General features: G+C 68.5%; 15 protein-coding genes and 1 tRNA gene. 8 read left to right on the forward strand and 8 right to left on the reverse strand.

What is annotated here, in order from left to right; translation table 11 throughout:
- Nucleotides 1–7: 7 nt before the first annotated feature.
- Entirely contained in the window at nt 8–3214 is a 3207-nt protein-coding gene (locus THIARS_RS10180; protein ID WP_186436649.1) for a putative bifunctional diguanylate cyclase/phosphodiesterase, read from the reverse strand.
- Between the two features lie 448 nt (nt 3215–3662).
- Entirely contained in the window at nt 3663–3878 is a 216-nt protein-coding gene (locus tag THIARS_RS18630) for a hypothetical protein (RefSeq protein WP_186436650.1), read from the reverse strand.
- Between the two features lie 464 nt (nt 3879–4342).
- Between THIARS_RS18630 and THIARS_RS10190 the strand changes: the two genes are divergently transcribed.
- Nucleotides 4343–5167 (forward strand): EAL domain-containing protein, encoded by an 825-nt coding sequence (locus tag THIARS_RS10190; RefSeq protein ID WP_094160848.1) that lies wholly within the window; start codon nt 4343–4345, stop codon nt 5165–5167.
- Nucleotides 5168–5695: 528 nt separating this feature from the next.
- Here THIARS_RS10190 and THIARS_RS10195 read toward each other — a convergent pair.
- A tRNA-Ser gene (locus THIARS_RS10195) sits at nt 5696–5786 on the reverse strand.
- 134 nt (nt 5787–5920) lie between these two features.
- Nucleotides 5921–6787, reverse strand: a complete 867-nt coding sequence (pelG, locus tag THIARS_RS10200) for an exopolysaccharide Pel transporter PelG (protein WP_342747774.1) — start codon at nt 6785–6787, stop codon at nt 5921–5923.
- Here pelG and THIARS_RS18795 point away from each other — a divergent pair.
- The 6 genes from THIARS_RS18795 (at nt 6668) to THIARS_RS10225 (ending at nt 12034) form a co-directional block, all read left to right on the forward strand.
- Nucleotides 6668–7048 (forward strand): SIMPL domain-containing protein, encoded by a 381-nt coding sequence (locus tag THIARS_RS18795; RefSeq protein WP_222423062.1) that lies wholly within the window; start codon nt 6668–6670, stop codon nt 7046–7048. The two genes, pelG and THIARS_RS18795, sit on opposite strands and share 120 nt — an antisense overlap.
- Before the next feature lie 20 nt (nt 7049–7068).
- On the forward strand, nt 7069–7896 hold the full coding sequence (locus tag THIARS_RS10205; protein WP_094160850.1) for a class II glutamine amidotransferase: 828 nt from the start codon (nt 7069–7071) through the stop codon (nt 7894–7896).
- Nucleotides 7897–7908: 12 nt separating this feature from the next.
- Nucleotides 7909–8457, forward strand: coding sequence for a DUF2867 domain-containing protein (locus THIARS_RS10210; protein ID WP_094160851.1), 549 nt, complete (start codon nt 7909–7911; stop codon nt 8455–8457).
- Between the two features lie 404 nt (nt 8458–8861).
- Nucleotides 8862–10079, forward strand: coding sequence for an efflux RND transporter periplasmic adaptor subunit (locus THIARS_RS10215; RefSeq protein ID WP_094160852.1), 1218 nt, complete (start codon nt 8862–8864; stop codon nt 10077–10079).
- A gap of 10 nt (nt 10080–10089) precedes the next feature.
- A complete protein-coding gene (locus tag THIARS_RS10220; RefSeq protein WP_094160853.1) occupies nt 10090–11292 on the forward strand; it encodes an ABC transporter permease in 1203 nt (400 codons plus the stop codon).
- Complete coding sequence (locus tag THIARS_RS10225; RefSeq protein ID WP_094160854.1) at nt 11285–12034, forward strand: ABC transporter ATP-binding protein; 750 nt, start codon at nt 11285–11287, stop codon at nt 12032–12034. Before THIARS_RS10220 ends, THIARS_RS10225 begins: the two co-directional genes overlap by 8 nt.
- A gap of 28 nt (nt 12035–12062) precedes the next feature.
- Here the strand turns inward: THIARS_RS10225 and THIARS_RS10230 are convergent, their stop codons facing one another.
- The 4 genes from THIARS_RS10230 to THIARS_RS10240 all read right to left on the reverse strand — a co-directional run bounded on the left by THIARS_RS10230 (nt 12063) and on the right by THIARS_RS10240 (nt 15871).
- Entirely contained in the window at nt 12063–13232 is a 1170-nt protein-coding gene (locus THIARS_RS10230; protein WP_094160855.1) for an NAD(P)/FAD-dependent oxidoreductase, read from the reverse strand.
- Between the two features lie 13 nt (nt 13233–13245).
- On the reverse strand, nt 13246–14487 hold the full coding sequence (locus tag THIARS_RS10235; protein ID WP_094160856.1) for an MFS transporter: 1242 nt from the start codon (nt 14485–14487) through the stop codon (nt 13246–13248).
- 130 nt (nt 14488–14617) lie between these two features.
- A complete protein-coding gene (locus THIARS_RS18635; RefSeq protein ID WP_186436651.1) occupies nt 14618–14776 on the reverse strand; it encodes a hypothetical protein in 159 nt (52 codons plus the stop codon).
- Nucleotides 14777–14920: 144 nt separating this feature from the next.
- Complete coding sequence (locus THIARS_RS10240; protein ID WP_094160857.1) at nt 14921–15871, reverse strand: carbohydrate kinase family protein; 951 nt, start codon at nt 15869–15871, stop codon at nt 14921–14923.
- Between the two features lie 346 nt (nt 15872–16217).
- Between THIARS_RS10240 and glpK the strand changes: the two genes are divergently transcribed.
- Nucleotides 16218–17750 carry a glycerol kinase GlpK gene (gene glpK, locus THIARS_RS10245; RefSeq protein WP_094160858.1) on the forward strand — a complete coding sequence of 511 codons (1533 nt, stop codon included), beginning with the start codon at nt 16218–16220 and terminating at the stop codon, nt 17748–17750.
- Nucleotides 17751–17761 lie beyond the last annotated feature (11 nt).

Consider the following 17761-nt stretch of genomic DNA (forward strand, 5'->3'; position numbering starts at 1 on the left):
ATCGTCGTCATCGAGGTCCCTGCGCGCGCAGCAAGGCGGCGAATTCGTCGGCTGGCACCGGGTGGCTGCCATAGTAGCCTTGGTATTCGTGGCAGCCATGCGCGCGCAGGAATTCGAGCTGCTCCGTTGTTTCCACGCCCTCGGCCACCACCCGCAAGCCCAGCGCATGGCCCAGGCCGAGCACGGCCTGCGTGATGGCGCTGTCCTCCGCGTCGTCGGGCAGGTCCTTGATGAAAGCCCGGTCGATCTTGAGCGTCGAGACCGGTAGACTTTTCAGATAGGCCAGCGACGAGTAGCCCGTGCCGAAGTCGTCGATCGAGGCGCGCACGCCCAGGGCGCGCAGGTCCGCGATGAGCACCGCAACCCGGTCCGGATCGTGCATCAGCACGCCCTCGGTGATTTCGAGCTCCAGCAAGCCGGCATCCAGCCCATGTTCGCGCAGGACGCGTCGCACCAGGCCCAGCAGATCGCTCCTTTGCAGCTGCGCCGCGGCGCAGTTGACCGCGACCGGCACCACCTCCAGCCCTTCGCGCCGCCAGCGCGCCTGCTGGGCGCAGACCGCGTCGAGCATCCACGCCCCCACCGGAACGATGAGGCCGGTGTCCTCCAGAAGCGGAACGAATGCATCCGGAGCCACGATCTCCCGCTCGGACCGCTGCCAGCGCAGCAGCGCCTCGGCGCCGACGATCCGCCCCGTCCGCACATCGACCTTGGCCTGGTAGTAGGGCACGAATTCGGCGGCATCGAGGGCATGGCGCAAGGCCCCCTCCAGTTCGAACATCCGGCGCTGGCGGGCATACAGGCCGCGCTCATAAAGGCTCCACTGGCCCGGGCCCTTTTTCTTGGACTCGTCCATGGCGATATCGGCGCGGCTGAACAGGGAGCTGACCGTATCGCCATCGGCCGGATACATGGCCACGCCCATGTTGGCGCTGACGTGGACCACGCGCCTGTCCAGCTGGAAGGGTGGCGCCAGCGCTTGCATGAGCCGCCCGGCGCCGGCGGCCGCCGCGTCCGCGTCGCGCACGTCCTCCGACAGCACGACGAACTCGTCGCCGCCCACATGCGCCAGCAACTCGGTGTCATGCAGCGCCGCGCGCAACCGTGCCCCCACCTCCACCAGAAGCTGGTCGCCGAAAGCATGCCCGAGCGTGTCGTTGATGGACTTGAAGCGGTTGACCTCGAGGAAGAAAAGCGCCACGTGGGAAGCGCGATGGGCAACCCGGGCCACCGCCTGTTCGATGCGCTCGAAGAGCTGGTTGCGGTTGGGCAGCCCCGTCAGCGCGTCGTGGTACGCCAGCCAGCGCAGGCGTTCCTGCGCCAGCCGGATCTGGGTGAGGTCGCGCGCGATCGAAACCGCCCCCAGGAAAACGCCGTTCGGATCGCGCAAGGGATGACTGGAAATCTGCAGCTTGCGTGTGTCGCCCCGATCGCTGACGGCCTGCAGCTCGGCGCCGACCACGACCTCCCCGTGCAGGGCGCGCCAGAGCGGCAGATCCTCCAACGCCACCGGGCGCATGTCGGCATGGCGCAAGGTATGCACCTGGCCCCATTCCGCCGGTTCCGCCGGCCGCATCGGCCGGCCCTGCTGGAGTTCGGCGGCATGGTTCATGTAGTGCAGCCTGCCGTTCTCGTCGCAGGCCACCACGCCGTCGGTCATGTTGTCCAGCACCGCCTGCAGGAAGCTATGCTGGCGCCGCAGGGCGTCGGATTTGGCCAGCAGTTCGCTGACGTCCTGCACGAACGCCACGGCCTGGTCGACCTGGCCCTGTTCATTGAAGACGGGCGAGACGTGCAGGCGCACCCAGATGTAGTCCCCGGCCTTGCGACGATAGCGGCGCTGCGCGCAATAGGCACCGGGCAAATCCGAGAAAACGTCCGCCACGCTCCAGGTCCCTTGTGGGCGATCCTCCGGATGCAGCAGGTCCAGCACGCTGGGGAGAGCGCGCAGCTCCCGCACCGAGAACCCCAGCATGTCGGCCAGCGCGGCGTTGGCCTCGCGGATGCGGCCGTCGCGCGCGAACAAGACCATGCCCATGCCGGAGTAGTCGAAGGCGCTGCGCAGGCGCTGCTCGCTGTCGTGCAGCCTGCGCACCATCGGCCGCAGCTGCCAGCGCAGCAGCGCAAGCCCCAGCAGCACCAGCGCCGGCAGCGCCAGCATCACATTGCGGGCGGTGTCGATCAGCGGGGCGAACAGCACGCGCTCGGGTTTCTGCAGGATGAATGCCAGGCCGGTCTCGCCCACCGGGGCGTAGGCGGTCATCCATGCCCGGCCATCCGGGCCGCGCGCCGCGGCGAGGCCCTTGGCCCCGCGCAGCGCCATCGACATCGGGTCGGCGTCCTTCGTCGCCCCCGCGGCCTCGAACCTGGCACGATCCGGCAGGCACGACGTGCCGGCGTTCGATCTGGCGCAGACCACGAACGCGCTGCCCACGTGCCGATCGACCGAGCCTGCGGCGAACACGCTGACCGCCGGCAAGGGCATGGTGGCGGTGAGGCTGCCCAAAAGCCTGCCATCCTGCAGGATCGGCAGTTCCATGCGCAGGAAAAACATCAGGCTGCCGGGTTCACGCAACAACCAGGCCTTGCCCGGCAGCGGCAGGTGCAGCGGCAGGGCCGGGTCGACCAATGCCAAATCGCTCGCCCCGGCCACGATCAGTCCCTGCAGATTGCGGATCACGAAACCGGACGGTTCGAATCGCTTGACACGACCGAGCAGCATCCCCGTGCTCCACGGCGACCGGCCCGCGGCGGCCGCTGGCGCCGGGGCATCGAGGATCTGCGCCAGCAGCGGATTGGCGGCGAAGCTCGCGAGCTCCCGCCCCCGCGCGAGCAAGGCCGCGTTCAAGCCGCGGGCCAGGACATCGCTGTCGCTCTCCAGTTGCGCGGTGATCATGCGCCGGCTGTGGTCGGCCATCAGGCCGGTGGCCAGCAAGCCGGTCACCAGGCCCGTGAGCATCAGCCCCGCAGCGGCGGCCAGCAGGATCTTGCGGTCTTCCCGGCGGCGATACGCCCGCTGCAGCCAGGGAAAGCGCCGGCGCAGCCCGGCGGCGGCGCCGGCGCTGAGCAGCAACAGGAGCGGCAGCGGCAGGACCGCGCCCGGCGCCATCATCCCCATGCGGTACTGCACCAGGTGGAACACGAAGACGATCGCGCCAAGCACGGCAACAGCGAGGATGCCCAGGTCCAGCAACACGGGCGACCAATCCTGCATGATTTCAACCCCCTCCATGATGCGTCGGAACCGCCCGACCCATCCCATCGCCAACGCCGAATGTCGGTCCGGCCAGATCCGGCGGCGTGCGCCACAGCATCCATCTCCAGGCTGTACGTCGCTCCCCCAGCTTGCTTCGCGCCAGCGACGATCTTGTCGTCCGGCAGCACGATGCTGATGCCGCCCAAACCCGGATAGGTCCGCCCGAATTTGGGTGTCGCCCCGCGCCATGTACGGCGGCCGCCGATCCTGGCATTTTTCCGGAACCCGATGCATGCGGGTTTGATCGTGGGGAAAACATTGAAAGCATTGAAGACCTGGGATTCTGCGGGCAAGGCAGGCTTGAGGCCACCGCCCGGGCGGTGGCCTGGACCTGCGCCGTGAATGACATGCGCGGCTGGACGCCGAAACAGCGCATCCACCGAGACGTTCTGGCGCTTGCCCGCCGCTACCCAGGTTCCGCATGAACCAGCGCGGCCGCGCCGTCCGACAGGACACGGCCAACGTCGACATCGACGATCGCGGCGCAGGTGCGCACGCGCAGTTCGGTGGCGGGACGGCCAAGGCACGGGGGCAGGCGGCAGGGGGCAGGTCCGAAGCTGTTTGCCGGTATGTCGGCCTGGCGGCGAGCCGCGGCGGGCACTTCGGCAAGGGGATGTTGCATGCTGATCTCCGGGCGAGCGCCGAATCAAAACTTGACGAATGCGCCTTCGGTCTCCGTCGCGAGTCGCACCTGGGCACGAGGCGGGTTCACCTTGGGCCGCGCAGACGTTGCACGCGACTCGACCTGGTGGTGTGGTGCATGGTCGCCGGCCAATTTGAACTGGCTCACGGTGTCCTGCAATTGCTGGGCCTGGGCGTTCATTTCCTCGGCGGTGGCGGCGAGTTCTTCCGAGGCCGAGNATGGCGTGGTCCATACCGACCAGGGTTTCATCATCCTGTTGGATGTCGGTCGCGTCTTGTCCATGGAGGGCATGGTGGTATTCGGGTCTAAGTTCAAACCACGGACGGCATGAACCTTGATCCGCGAGAAGGACTATTGGCCCCTTTTTGCTCACTCCATAGGCAACGCAATCAGGCATCGCCAAGTCAAGGCGCCCCTGCTTTTAAGCTGTCGAAAGTGCTTGCATGAAAACTCTACATATACCAACAACAACCCCATCGTTTCCGGTCGATTTCGTGCCATTGACCGGTACGCGACGTGATTGCGATGACTGCGGCAATGCAAAGGGCCTCGACTTCCGGTTTGACTACGCCTATCAACCCATCGTCGATGTCGCAAGCAGGACGATATTTGCGCATGAGGCCTTAGTGCGAGGTCCAGGCGGCGAAGGTGCGATGACAGTGCTGTCGCAGGTCAACGAACAGAATCGCTACCGTTTCGACCAAGCTTGCAGAGTCAAGGCCATCAAGGGCGCTAGTCAGTTGGGAATCCAGGAGTATGTTTCTATCAATTTTCTACCCAACGCGGTCTACAAACCTGAGTTATGCATTCGCACAACCCTGGAGGCTGCAAGAGCGCACAGGTTTCCGGTGGAGCGCATCATTTTTGAAGTGACTGAAGGGGAGCGGATCGATGATGGTCCCTGGTTTGCCGAGATTCTGCGGGAGTACAAGCGCTGCGGTTTCAAGACCGCGATCGACGACTTCGGGGCCGGATATGCAGGGTTGAAATTACTTGCGGACTTCCAGCCTGACATCATCAAAATCGACATGGATTTGATCCGGGGGGTAGACCGGAATCCTGCTCGCCAAGCGATTGTGCGCAATCTAGTAAGTCTGTGCAATGACATGCACATACACGTCATTGCTGAAGGCATCGAAACCGTTTCTGAACGGGATTATCTCTACGAGGCTGGCATCAGTCTGATGCAGGGCTTCTTGTTTGCTAGACCTGCCTTTCAATCCCTTGCTTCGGTGGATTCATCAGCTTTACCCATCCTGCATCGCTGAGCCGTGATTATCGTTGTGACCTTCCGATTTTTTCGGACCAATGATTTCTAGGAAGATGGCTGTCACTCTGCGAGTGAACCGCTTACATGGTCCATCCAAGGAGAGCAAATTTTAGCGTTGTGAAAGTTTGAAGGGTCGTCTGCCTCATCCGGACTGTTTGTGCAATTGGTGCTGTTGCCCATGATGCTGTTGGCGTCGAAGCCGATTTGAGCCATGCACCGGGTTTGCGGTGAGCCGGCTAGAGCGCGACGAATTCAAGCCGGACGCCCCGCGCAGTTCGTCTGCCATGGCTCAGTCGCCGATCGGCATGTGGCTCAAATCGGCATCGGCGCCAACACTCCGGGTAGGAGAGTGTTGCGTTTTTGTCCATCGACGGATGCCTCGCGAAACCCCGCGCCAAGCGGTACGCGAGACACAGCAAGCGCCGAAAAACAATTTCCCAGGCCGATCCAGATTGATGTCAGAACTGATGACAAACCGATCATGAAAAGAAAAAGCCCAAGCTTTTCAAGGGCTTGGGCTTTGTTCTGGCGGAGACGGAGGGATTCGAACCCTCGATGCGCTTTTGGCACATACTCCCTTAGCAGGGGAGCACCTTCGGCCACTCGGTCACGTCTCCTGTTCGCAAGCGAACAATTCTGGTCGCTGCAAAGCATAGCTATCAATTATCGCATAGCGAACAAGACGGCGGCTCTCGGCGGGCCGACGCGGCGTTCGGGCCGGTATGCGGGCCGTGGCTAGAGTTTGCGGCGTTTACCCCTGGAGCATGAAGGTCTGGTACTCCAGCCGGCGGAATAAGCGCTGCACCAGGAGCAGGCCAGCGAGCAGCGTGACGAGCAGGGCCACGGCGAAGCCGTAGCCGAAGTACTCGGCGCCCAGATGGATGGAGAGCACGCTGAGCGCCAGATTGAGCACGGTGAGCAGGGCGGTGATGAGCACCACTTCGCGTCTGCGGTCGAGATAGAAGAAGACGTTGAGCACGGCCAGCAGCAGCACTTGAAAGCTGGCCGCGACGGCCTGCACCAGGAACAGCGGGATATAGAGGTCGCTGATGCCGATGGCGTGGAACAGCGGGCCGACGAAGGTGTAGAGGGCCAGCAGAGTGATGGCTTGCACCTTGATGATCTGGTAGATGCCCTCGCGCACGGTGTCTTGCATGCGGTCGTGGAAACCGGCGATGTCCTGCAGCGCGCCGCCCGCGCGCACCGCGGTGTAGAACTTGTCGTACCACTCGACGAAATCGGTTTCGAACTTCACCAGGAACACGCCCATGCCCGGAATCACGCACAGGTAGGCGAGGAACACCGGAAGGTCGTAGATGGTGGAGGCGCGCAGCGGGCCGATGACCGCCGAGGAGGTCTGCGGCGTGAACCAGAACACGAGCTTGTCGGCCCACACACCCAGGTTGTAGAGCGTGCCACCGAGCAGGAGGGTGGGGAACATCCGGCCTTTGCCGAAGCACACGAGGGAGATGGGGCGGGTGGGGGGGAAGNCTGGACCGTGCGCGCCCAGCTCACCGTCAAGTCGGCCGACTTCGCCGCACTGGGGCGCCTGGCGGCGCAGCTGGCGCAGACCCTGCAGGTGCAGGGCACGGGAACCGAGATGTCGGCCGCGCTGCAGGCGCGCGAGCAGGCGGAGCTGACGCAGATGGCCATTGCCCGCTACCGTGCCCAGGCGCTGGCCGCGGCGCGCGATTTCGGCTACGCCGGCTACACCCTGCGTGAGGTGGACGTGGGCGCCCTGCAGGGCGCCTCGCCCACGCCGCGCCCCCTGTTCCGCGCCATGGCGGCGCCCAGCATGGAGGCGCCGGGCATTCCCATCGAGGCCGGCCTGCAGACCCTGAGCGTCACCGTCGCCGGCACGGTGCAGCTGCAGCGCTAGGCGCGCAGGAGCCGGCTGCCATGTGCGAGCTGTTCGCCGTCAGCAGCGCCCATCCGGCGCGCGTGCGCCTGCGTTTCGCCGCGTTCGCCGGCCACGGCGCATCGGTGGCCGGCGGCAATCCGGACGGCTGGGGCGCGGCGTATTTCGACGGGCCGGACGCGCATGTGCTGCGCGAGCCGATTCCGGCCGTGCGCAGCAGCTTCGTGCAGGTGCTGGAGAACCACGATTTTCATAGCCGCCTGGTCATGTCGCACGTGCGCCGCGCCTCGCGCGGGCCGGTGGCGCTGGCCAACACCCAGCCGTTCAGCCGCGAGCTGGCGGGGCGGCGGCACGTGTTCGCCCACAACGGCGACCTTCCCGACATCCAGCGCCGCTGGCCGCTCGAGCCCGGCTGCTGGCAGCCCGTGGGACAGACCGATTCGGAGCATGTGTTCTGCCAGTTGCTGCGCAGCCTGGCGCCGTTGTGGCGCGAGCCGGGCGTGGTGCCGAGCGTGCAGGCGCGGCTGGATGTGGTGGCGGCGTTCGCCGCGCGGCTGCGCCCGGTGGGGCCGGTGAATTTTCTTTATGCCGACGGCGACGCGCTGTTCGCCCACGCCCACCGCAGGCACCAGGCGGACGGCACGCTACGCCCGCCGGGCTTGCACCTGCTCCTGCGCGAGCCGGCGCTTGCGCACGCGGTGCGGGCGGAGGGACTGCAGGTGGACAGCGGCAACGCGCGGTCCCATCCCCTGGCCATGCTGGCCAGCGTGCCGCTGGGCAAGGGCGCCTGGAAACCCTTGCCCGAGGGCAGCCTGCTGGTCCTGCGGGACGGCGAGGTGGCGAGTACGAGTGGGGGCGGGTTTCTATGAGGGTTCGGACATATGAAGCTGCCTGTCGTGATTCCGTGTGAAGTCCCTGCGCAAAGCGTAATCGCCAAGCGTCTTGCAGGCGCGTACTTTCACGATGCTTGGTCTGTCGTTGCCGCGGAGCCAGATCTTTCCCCACTTGGCCAGTTTCTTCGCGCTGCTTCGGCAACGCCGAGATGGGTTGATGTGCTCATGGCTGTGCGCAATAGGGCAGTCGCAACTATAGGGCTCAAGAACCTTGGAAGGCTCAGCGCCGTGAACCATACGAAGACCGAGGCCGAGTACAAACCAGGGGACCGTGTGGGCATCTTTACCCTTATCGAAAACACACCAGACGAGGTACTTTTAGGCGACCGCGATCAACACTTGGAGGTCGTACTGTCCGTGCATCGTGCCGTGTCCGCCGCAACGGGAGCAGCCATCATCACGGTCACCACCATCGTGCATAGACCCAATTCGCTTGGGCGCATTTATATGCTTGCGGTCGCACCCCTACACAAAATCATCGTCCCATCTGTCCTCAAGGCCATCGGTCGAACGCAGTCGAGTGGTGTGCCGCAGTGACGTTGTGCGGGCGGATATGGTGGTCGGTGGCGTGTCGAGCGTCAGTGGGTTGATCGGACAGTCGCTTCGATCCCCGTGCTTCGGCGGAGATGGTGCCGCCCAAATGATTTCCGGTTTTCTGAGCGCGACACGGTCGCCTGACGCGTCAAACGGGAGAGGATTCACACGCTTCGTGAGGGAGTGGCGTGCGACAAGATCGGGGTCCAGTGTGGCGCTTCTGGGGCGCCGAGGGGCGGGCAGATCTTGTCCGGGCGAAGTGGAACTTGATCACATTGCTCTGGATTTTGGCGCAGGCTTCATCGCCATCCAGCGCAGGCGCAAACGCGATGTCCTGCGCTTGACCGACAATGAACCGGAGGCGGTGCATGGCCGCCTCCACGCCAACCACCCTTTTTCGACCAATCATGGCTCGTCGCATCTTCTGGCTCGTTCCCGCCGTTTTCGTCCTGGCGCTGGCTGTGTTCTGGCTGGCGCAGTGGTGGCGCGGGCCGGTGGTGGCGGCCTACCGCGTCGAGCGCGGTCCGCTGGTGCAGGACGTGGTGGCCACCGGGCGCATCGTCACGCCCTCGCGCGTCAACGTCGCCAGCGAAATCACCGGGGTCGTGATCAAGCGGCTGGTCGATCGCGGCGACAGCGTGCGCCCGGGCCAGGTGCTGCTGGAGTTGCGCGGCGACCAGGCGCAGGCCGAGCGCGCGCAGGCGCGCGCCGCCTTGCAGCAGCTTGTCGCGCAGACGCGCCCGCAGGCCCAGGCAGCCTTGCGCAGCGCCGAATCGGCGTTGAAGCTGGCGCGCAGCGAGGCGGCGCGGGCGCGGGCCCAGGCGGTGCAGGGCGCGGTTTCGCAGCAGGCATTGGAGCAGGCCGAGCAGGCGCAGGCCGCGGCCGAGCAGCAGTTGCGCAGCGCCCAGGCGGCCTGGGTTGCGGTCAGGCCCGGCGGTGCGGCTGAGGCGCAACTGCGCGCCGCGCTGGCCGCCACCGAAGCGGTGCAGGCGCGCAGCGTGATCCGCGCCGAGGTGGCGGGCCAGGTGCTCACGCGCAACGTGGAGGCCGGGGACACGATCAACCCCGGACAGGTGCTGTTCACGCTGGCGCGCGCCGGCGCCACCGAGGTGTCGCTGCCGGTGGACGAGCAGAACCTCGAACACCTGGCGCTGGGACAGGACGCCACCTGCCTCACCGACGCCTACCCCAACCGCGCCTTCGCCGCCAGGCTGACCTTCATCGCCCCGGCGGTGGACACGGCCAGCGGCACCATCGAGCTGCGTCTGACCGTGGCGCGGCCGCCGGCCTGGCTGCGGCAGGACATGACCACCTCGTGCGACATCGTCACCGGCCGCCGCCGTGACGCCCTCGTGGTGCCGAACGACGCGCTGCGCGCCGTTGCGGGCGACCGTGCGCAGGTGCTGGCGTGGCGCGCCGGCAAGGCCGTCGAGCAGGCGGTGCGCCTGGGGCTGCGCGGCCTGGTGGCCAGCGAGGTGGTGTCGGGCCTGCGTCCGGGCGAGGTGGTGATCGCCGACCGCGCGGTATCGCCCGGGCAGCGCGTTCGCACCCGCCTGCAGGGCCTGCCCGCCGCCGGCGCGAGCGAGGCTGCGGCGAGCAACGAGGTGGCCGGCGCACCGCGCTGAAACGCACGCGATGGGACTGTCCTGGCGCATCGCCTACAACTTCCTGCGCGACGGGCGCGCGCAGACCCTGCTCATCGTCGTCGGCGTGGCGGTGGGGGCGGCGGTGATCGTGTTCATCACCGCGCTGGTCAACGGGCTGCAGTCCAACATCGTGCAGCGCACCCTGGGCACGCAGGCGCACATCGTCGTCAGCAGTCCGGACCTGGAGCCGCTGGCGCCGCCCGTGCCGCCCGGCACGGTGGACCTGCGCAGCACCGATGCCCGTCCGCAGCGCCTGCGCGCGATCAACAACTGGCCGGGCGTGCTGGACGTGCTGCAGCGGCTCGGCGGCGTGAAGGCGGCGTCGCCCATCGTCACCGGCCCGGCGTTCGCGCAGCGCGGCACGGCGGTGCGCGCGGTGGCCATCATCGGCATCGTGCCGCAGCGTTACGTGCAGGTGATCCCGGTGGACAAGGACATCGTGCGGGGGCGCTTCGCGGTGGGCGCCAGCCAGGCGCTCATCGGCACCCGCCTGGCGCAGGACCTGGGGCTGCGCGTGGGTGACAAGCTGCGCATCCAAGGCGCCTCCGGCGGCGCGCAGGTGTTCGACGTCGTCGGGATCTTCTCGCTCGGCGTGCGCGACCTCGACCAGCGCTACGTCTACATCGGCCTCGAGCCGGCGCAGGCGCTGCTGGGCCTGCCGGGCGGGGTGACCGAGATCGACCTGACCGTGGACCGGATCTTCGACGCCGAGGCCATCGCCGCGCGCATCGCCCGGCTGACGGGTCTGAAGTCCGAGAGCTGGATGACCACCAACGGCCAGCTGCTCAACGCGCTGCGCTCGCAGTCGCTGTCCAGCGCCATGATCCGCATTTTCGTCGCGCTCTCGGTGGCCTTCGGCATCGCCAGCGTGCTGGCCGTGAGCGTGGTGCAGCGCACGCGCGAGATCGGCATCCTGCGCGCCATGGGCGCCACGCGGGGGCGCATCCTCGCGGTGTTCCTGTTCGAGGGCGGCGCGGTGGGCTTCGCCGGTTCCACGCTGGGCGCGGCGGCCGGCACGGGGTTGGCCTGGGTGTTCAACAACTACGGCCCCGGCTTGTTCATCGTGCCGGTTCCGTGGTCGCTGGCGGTGCAGGCGGTGGCGCTGGCGACCCTGGCGGGCGTGGCCGCGGCGGCGCTCCCGGCGTTGCGCGCCGCGCGGCTGGACCCCGTGGTGGCGATCCGCTATGTCTGAGTCCGCGCAACCGTCGCGGTCCGGCGCCGACCCGGCGTCGCCCGTGCTGCGCCTGGACGGGCTGCGCAAGTCCTACCAGGTGGGCACGCCGCTGGAAACCGAGATCCTGCATGGCATCAGCGTGACCCTCGCGCGCGGCGAGTTCACGGCGCTGGTCGGGCCGTCCGGCTCGGGCAAGACCACCATGCTCAACGTCATCGGCCTGCTCGACGCGCCCACCGGCGGCGAGCTCTATCTGCTGGGCACGCCGACCCGCACGCTGGAGGACGCGGAGCGCACGGCGCTGCGCGGGCGCTCCATCGGCTTCGTGTTCCAGTTCCACCACCTGATCCAGGCCTTCCCGGTGCTGGACAACGTGCTCATGCCGGCGCTGGTGCAGGGAGCGCGCCGCACGCGCGAACTCGATGCGCAGGGCATGGCCCTGCTCGACGCCGTGGGCCTGGCCGCGCACGCGCACAAGCGGCCCAACGAGCTGTCGGGCGGCCAGCAGCAGCGCGTGGCGATCGCCCGCGCCCTGTTCACCCGTCCGCCCCTGGTGCTGGCCGACGAGCCCACCGGCAACCTCGACACCCGCAGCGCCGACGACGTGTTCGTGCTGCTGCGCCGTTCCAACCGCGAATTCGGCTGCGCCGTGCTGGTCGTCACCCACGATCCGCGCCTGGCGCAGCGCTGCGACCGCATCCTGAATCTGGTGGACGGCAATCTGGTGTCGGACCAGCCGGTGGTGCAGGCGCCGACCTGACCGGCCGGAGCACGGCGCGCAGGATTGCTCAGGCGGCGTTTTGCAGCCGCGCCGGCGACAGCATGGCCTCGTGCAGGCCCAGTGCGCGCAGGTCGGCGGGCAGCGGCTCGCGCAGCAGCAGGGCCGCCGAGGCGCGCGCCAGCCCGGGCGCGGACTGGATGCCGTAGCCGCCTTGCGCCGCCAGCCAGTAGAAACCGGGAATGTCGGCGTCGTAGCCGCTGACGGCCTCGCCGTCGGCGACGAAGCTGCGCAGCCCGGCCCAGGTGCTTCGCGGGCGCCGGATGGTCAGGGTCGTGGCCCGTTCGATGGCCCAGATGCCGGCGGCGATGTCCAGCTCCTCGGGCTGCACGTCGTGCGGCGGCGCCGGGTCGGCGTTGGCCGGCGAGCCGAGCAGGACGCCGGCATCGGGCTTGAAGTAGTAGCTTTCGTCGGCGTCGATCACCAGCGGCCAGTCGCGGCAATCCATCTCGGCGGGCGGCGCGAACACGAAGGCGCTGCGGCGCTTGGGCACCAGGCCGATGGCGCGCGCGCCCGCCAGCCGGCCCAGCTGCTCGGCCCAGGCGCCGGCGGCGTTCACCACCACGTCGGCGTCGAACGCGCCGGCGGTGCTGAGCACCTGCCAGGCGTCGCCCACACGCTGCAGCCTGGTCACTTCGGCCCGGGTGACGATGTTGGCGCCGTTCCTGCGCGCACCGCGCAGAAAGCCCTGCAGGATGGCGTCCACGTCCATGTCCTGCGCCAGCGGGTCGTAGATGCCGCCCACCAGTGTGTCGGGGCGCAGCACCGGGCACAGTTCCAGGCAGCGCTGCGCGGACAGGTTTTGCACCTCCACGCCGCTTGCGCGCGCCTCGCGCTCCACGGCTTCGAGGCGGGTGAGGGCCTGTTCGCGGCTGACAGGCGGGTCATCCTGCCGTTGCGCCACATGGAGTGCGCCGCGCGGGCTGAGCAGCGCATGCTCGGCGAAGCCGGGCGGCGGGTGGTTGTAGAAGCCGCCGCTGCCCACCGTCAGCGCGCGGATGCCGGGCGGGCCGTAGGACTGCATGTAGAGCGCCGCCGAGCGGCCCGTGGCATGCGTGCCGCAGCGGGCTTCACGTTCGAGCAGGGTGACGGCGACGCCGCGCCCGGCCGCCAGGACATAGGCCAGCGAGGCCCCGGCGATGCCGCCGCCGACGATGAGCACGCGGGGCCGCGCCGTCATGCCCGGCTCTTGCTCAGGCAGGCTGCCGGGGCGCGTGCGCCGCGCCGGGCGGCGTGGACTGCAGATCGGGCAGGAAAGCGGCGAGCAGGCCGATCAGCGGCAGGAAGGAGCAGATCTTGTAGACCTCGACGATGCCCACCATGTCGGCCAACTGGCCGAGCGCCGCGGCACCGATGCCGCCCAGCCCGAAGGCCAGGCCGAAGAACAGGCCCGACACCGCGCCGACCTTGCCCGGCATGAGTTCCTGCGCGTACACCACCATGGCGGGAAAGGCCGAGGCCAGCACGAAGCCGATGATGGCGGTGAGGAAGGCCGACACTTCCAGTCCGGCATAGGGCAGCGCCAGGGTGAACGGCGCCACGCCGAGGATGGACACCCAGATCACGCGCTTGCGCCCGATGCGGTCGCCGATGGGGCCGCCCAGCAGGGTGCCCGCGGCCACCGCGGCGAGGAAGATGAACAGGTGCAGCTGGCCGTCGCGCACGCTGATGTTGAAGCGGTGCTGCAGGTAGAAGATGAGGTAGGTGTTGATCGAGGCGAGGTAGAAGAACTTGGAGAACACCAGCGCCATCAGCACCGCCATGGTTCGTCGCACCAGTGCGGGCGGGTGCGGCTGTGCAGCGGCGACGGCCGCCTTGCGCTTGCCCGGGCGCATCTGATGCGCCGACCAGTGGCCGACGAAGCCCAGCACCACCATGGCCAGCAGCGCCGCGGCGGAGAACCAGGCGATGCTCGCCTGCCCATGGGGGATGACGATGGCCGCCGCCAGCAGCGGCCCGATGGCCGAGCCGGCGTTGCCGCCGACCTGGAAGATGGACTGCGCCAGCCCATGCTTGCCGCCCGAGGCCATGCGTGCCACGCGCGACGACTCAGGGTGGAAGATGGACGAGCCCATGCCGACGCAGGCCGCCGCGGCCAGGACGTGCACGAAGCTGTCGGCGCGCGACAGCAGCAGCAGGCCGACGAAGGTGAAGCCCATGCCGATGGGCAGCGAGTAGGGATGCGGCTTGCGGTCGGTGTACAGCCCCACCAGCGGCTGCAGGATGGACGCGGTGATCTGGTAGGTGAGGGTGATGAGCCCGATTTGCGCGAAGTTCAGGTTCAGGCCGCTCTTGAACAGCGGGTAGATGGCCAGCATCAACGACTGCATCATGTCGTTGAGCATGTGCGAGAAGCTGATGGCCCCCAGGACGGGGTAGCGCGTGGGGTTCGATACGGGCGCTGGCGAGGCCAGCGCGGAAGCGGGAGTGGACATGGCGGCGTGGTGGTTTCTGTTCACGCCGCGATGCCGCAGCGCAAAACGAAACTGTACGTCGCGGCCCGAAACCTTGCAGCGCCGGGCTCATCCACGACCATGGCCCGGAGGCTCGCTCCGGGCCATGGTTTCAAGACGCGTTGGCGTGCTGCTGCGCGGCCTGTGCCTGCACGGATGCGCCGCCATGGCCGTCCAGATGGAACACCTGGCCGTAGCCGATGGAAATGCCCAGGCCGATGAGCCCGACGGTGACGACAACCAGCAATGCGATGACGATCTTGCTTCCCATGATGTGACTCGTAAGGTGCGGATTGAAACCCCCTACGGTATCCGCCCGATCCCGCCGGGTCAAGGCATGGACAAGCCTGGAAACAGCTGAAACGCTTTGGTGCGGATCGAGGCAAATGGGGACGCGCCTACGACAACCGAGAGGTCAAGCTTGCGTCGCCGGCGTTGAGATTTCGCCATAAGCCTGGCGCAACGCGGCCAGCGCCTCGCCCAGCGTGATGCTGTAGTTCTGCGGCCCGGCGTGGGCGATCTTGCGCGCCCCCAGCACGTTGCCGAGCTTGCTGGCGTCGGCCAGGCTCCAGCCCTGTTCCAGCGCCCAGAGCAGGGCGCCGCGGAAGGCGTCGCCGCAACCGGTGGGATCGACCACGCGGGCGGCCTGCAGGCCGGGGACCTTGACCACGGCGCCGCCTTCGCGCACCTCGCAGCCCTGCGCGCCCTGCGTGACGACGATGCCGCGCACATGGGTGGCGATGTCGTCCAGGCTCCAGCCGGTGCGCTCGCTGAGCATGGCGGCCTCGTAGTCGTTCACCGCGACCCAGCTGGCCTGCCGCACGAAGGCGCGCAGTTCCTCGCCGTCGAACATGGGCAGGCCCTGGCCGGGGTCGAACACGAAGGGCAGTCCGGCGGCGGCCATCTGCGCGGCGTGGTCGAGCATGGCCTGGCGGCCGTCGGGGGCGATGATGCCCAGGCGCAGCCCCGGCACGGCCGGCACGGCCTGCTCGTGGGCGTGGCTCATGGCGCCGGGGTGGAAGGCGGTGATCTGGTTGTTGTCGCGGTCGGTGATGATGTGCGCCTGCGCGGTGTGCGTCCTGGGCGCCACGTGCACGTGCGCGCGGCTGATGCCGAAGGCGTCGAGGCGGTCCTGGTAGTCCTGCCCGTCTTCGCCCAGCGCGGCCAGCACCAGCGGTTCCCCGCCCAGCAGCTTGAGGCTGTAGGCGATGTTGCCGGCGCAACCGCCGAACTCGCGCCGTAGCGTGGGCACGAGGAAGGCGACGTTGAGCATGTGCACCTTGTCGGGCAGGATGTGTTCGGCGAAGCGGCCGGGAAAGTCGGTGATGGTGTCGAAGGCGAGCGAGCCGCAGATCAGGCTGGACATGGCGATGGTGGGGGAGGTGGGAGGTGAATTGGGCGCAAAGCCGCACTTTAGCGGCTCCGGCGAGGACGGCGCGCGGCACGGCGGCATGTGGCTTGCCGTTGCGCGCACGGCCTCGCGATGATGTTTCCCGAGTTCGTGTCCGCCTCTCCATGCATGGGAGAGAGCCGCCGCCTTCACCGCCGTGGAGGGGGCGGGGTGGGCGATCCGCAAGTGTTCGCATCGCGCCGTTCTCACCGCCCCCACCGTGCGGGAGAGGCCGGGTGGGGGAGCCTCGCGCGCCTTCGCGTCCAGCGCCCGTTGCGGACATCTGAATCGCTATGCTGCACCCGCCAGGAGGGCCGCCGCCATGTCCATCGCACCAAACTCCATCCTCGCCCTGGACCAGGGCACGTCCAGCTCGCGGGCCATCGTGTTCGGCACGTCGGGCCGCATCGAAGCGCTCGCCCAGCGCGAGCTGCCGCAGAGCTATCCGCGTCCGGGCTGGGTGGAGCACGACCCGCGCCGCATCTGGGCCGACCAGATCGCCACGGCCCGTGCGGCGCTCGCCAAGGCCAGTGCCGGCGGCGACGGGGTGGGCGCGGTGGGCATCGCCAACCAGCGCGAGACCACGGTGCTGTGGGACCGCGCCACCGGCGAGCCGCTGCACCCGGCCATCGTCTGGCAGGATCGGCGCACCGCCGACATCTGCGCCGCGCTGCGGGCGCAGGGGCTCGAAGCGGAAGTGCGCGCGCGCACCGGCCTGCTGCTCGACCCCTATTTCTCGGGCACCAAGCTGAAGTGGCTGCTCGACCAGTTGCCGGGGTCGCGGCAGCGCGCGGCGCGCGGCGAACTGGCGTTCGGCACGGTGGATTCCTGGCTGCTGTGGATGCTCAGCGGCGGCGCCGATGCGTCCACGCGCGCCCAGGCCGTGCACGCCACCGACGTGGGCAACGCCAGCCGCACCCTGCTGTGGAACATCCACAGCCAGGCTTGGGACGAAACCCTGCTGCGCGCGCTGGACATTCCGCCCGCGCTGCTGCCGCGCGTGCATGCGTCCAGCCATGTGTACGCGCACACCGCGCCGGGACTGCTGCCGCGCATCCTGCCCATCGGCGCGCTGGCGGGCGACCAGCAGGCCGCCATGTTCGGCCAGGCCTGCTTCCGTCCGGGGCTGGCCAAGAACACCTATGGCACCGGCTGCTTCCTGCTGCTGCACACCGGCGGCGCGGCGCAGGCCAGTCACAGCGGGCTGCTCACCACGGCGGCGGCACGGCTCGACGGCCAGGCTCCGCAATATGCCCTGGAAGGCAGCGTGTTCGTCGGCGGCGCGGTGGTGCAGTGGCTGCGCGACGGTCTGCACGCCATCGCCGCCAGCGGCGAGGTCGAGGGGCTGGCGCAGTCCGTGCCTGACGCCGGTGGCGTGGTGTTCGTGCCGGCCTTCACCGGCCTGGGCGCGCCCTACTGGCGCGCCGACGCCACCGGCACCATCACCGGGCTGACGCGGGGCAGCACCATGGCCCATGTCGCGCGCGCCGCGCTGGAGAGCATCGCCTTCCAGAGCGCCGCCCTGCTGCAGGCCATGAACCGCGACGTGCAGGCCGCGGGCGGGCAGCCGGTGGCCGAGCTGCGGGTGGACGGCGGCGCCAGCGCCAACGATTTGCTGATGCAGTTCCAAGCCGACCTGCTCGGCATCCCGGTGGTGCGCCCGCAGGTGCTGGAGACCACCGCGCTGGGCGCCGCGTATCTGGCCGGGCTGAGCTGCGGCATGTACGCCGGGCTGGACGCCGTCGAATCGCTCTGGGCCGCGCAGCGCCGCTTCGAGCCCGCACTCGCGCCGGCGCAGGCGCAGGCCCGCATGCAGGAATGGGAGCACGCGGTGCGCAAGGCGCTGGCGGCGTGAGCAGCGCGGGC

This window comes from Thiomonas delicata (assembly GCF_900088825.1).
GTDB classification, from domain to species: Bacteria; Pseudomonadota; Gammaproteobacteria; order Burkholderiales; family Burkholderiaceae_C; genus Thiomonas_A; species Thiomonas_A delicata.

What these genes read in the sequence shown, in the direction of transcription:
- THIARS_RS10180 (WP_186436649.1), bottom strand. Translation starts at nt 3,214, where the DNA reads ATGCAGGATTGGTCGCCCGTGTTGCTGGACCTGGGCATCCTCGCTGTT.
- THIARS_RS18630 (WP_186436650.1), bottom strand. Translation starts at nt 3,878, where the DNA reads ATGCAACATCCCCTTGCCGAAGTGCCCGCCGCGGCTCGCCGCCAGGCC.
- THIARS_RS10190 (WP_094160848.1), top strand. Translation starts at nt 4,343, where the DNA reads ATGAAAACTCTACATATACCAACAACAACCCCATCGTTTCCGGTCGAT.
- THIARS_RS10205 (WP_094160850.1), top strand. Translation starts at nt 7,069, where the DNA reads ATGTGCGAGCTGTTCGCCGTCAGCAGCGCCCATCCGGCGCGCGTGCGC.
- THIARS_RS10210 (WP_094160851.1), top strand. Translation starts at nt 7,909, where the DNA reads ATGAAGCTGCCTGTCGTGATTCCGTGTGAAGTCCCTGCGCAAAGCGTA.
- THIARS_RS10215 (WP_094160852.1), top strand. Translation starts at nt 8,862, where the DNA reads ATGGCTCGTCGCATCTTCTGGCTCGTTCCCGCCGTTTTCGTCCTGGCG.
- THIARS_RS10220 (WP_094160853.1), top strand. Translation starts at nt 10,090, where the DNA reads ATGGGACTGTCCTGGCGCATCGCCTACAACTTCCTGCGCGACGGGCGC.
- THIARS_RS10225 (WP_094160854.1), top strand. Translation starts at nt 11,285, where the DNA reads ATGTCTGAGTCCGCGCAACCGTCGCGGTCCGGCGCCGACCCGGCGTCG.
- THIARS_RS10230 (WP_094160855.1), bottom strand. Translation starts at nt 13,232, where the DNA reads ATGACGGCGCGGCCCCGCGTGCTCATCGTCGGCGGCGGCATCGCCGGG.
- THIARS_RS10235 (WP_094160856.1), bottom strand. Translation starts at nt 14,487, where the DNA reads ATGTCCACTCCCGCTTCCGCGCTGGCCTCGCCAGCGCCCGTATCGAAC.
- THIARS_RS18635 (WP_186436651.1), bottom strand. Translation starts at nt 14,776, where the DNA reads ATGGGAAGCAAGATCGTCATCGCATTGCTGGTTGTCGTCACCGTCGGG.
- THIARS_RS10240 (WP_094160857.1), bottom strand. Translation starts at nt 15,871, where the DNA reads ATGTCCAGCCTGATCTGCGGCTCGCTCGCCTTCGACACCATCACCGAC.
- glpK (WP_094160858.1), top strand. Translation starts at nt 16,218, where the DNA reads ATGTCCATCGCACCAAACTCCATCCTCGCCCTGGACCAGGGCACGTCC.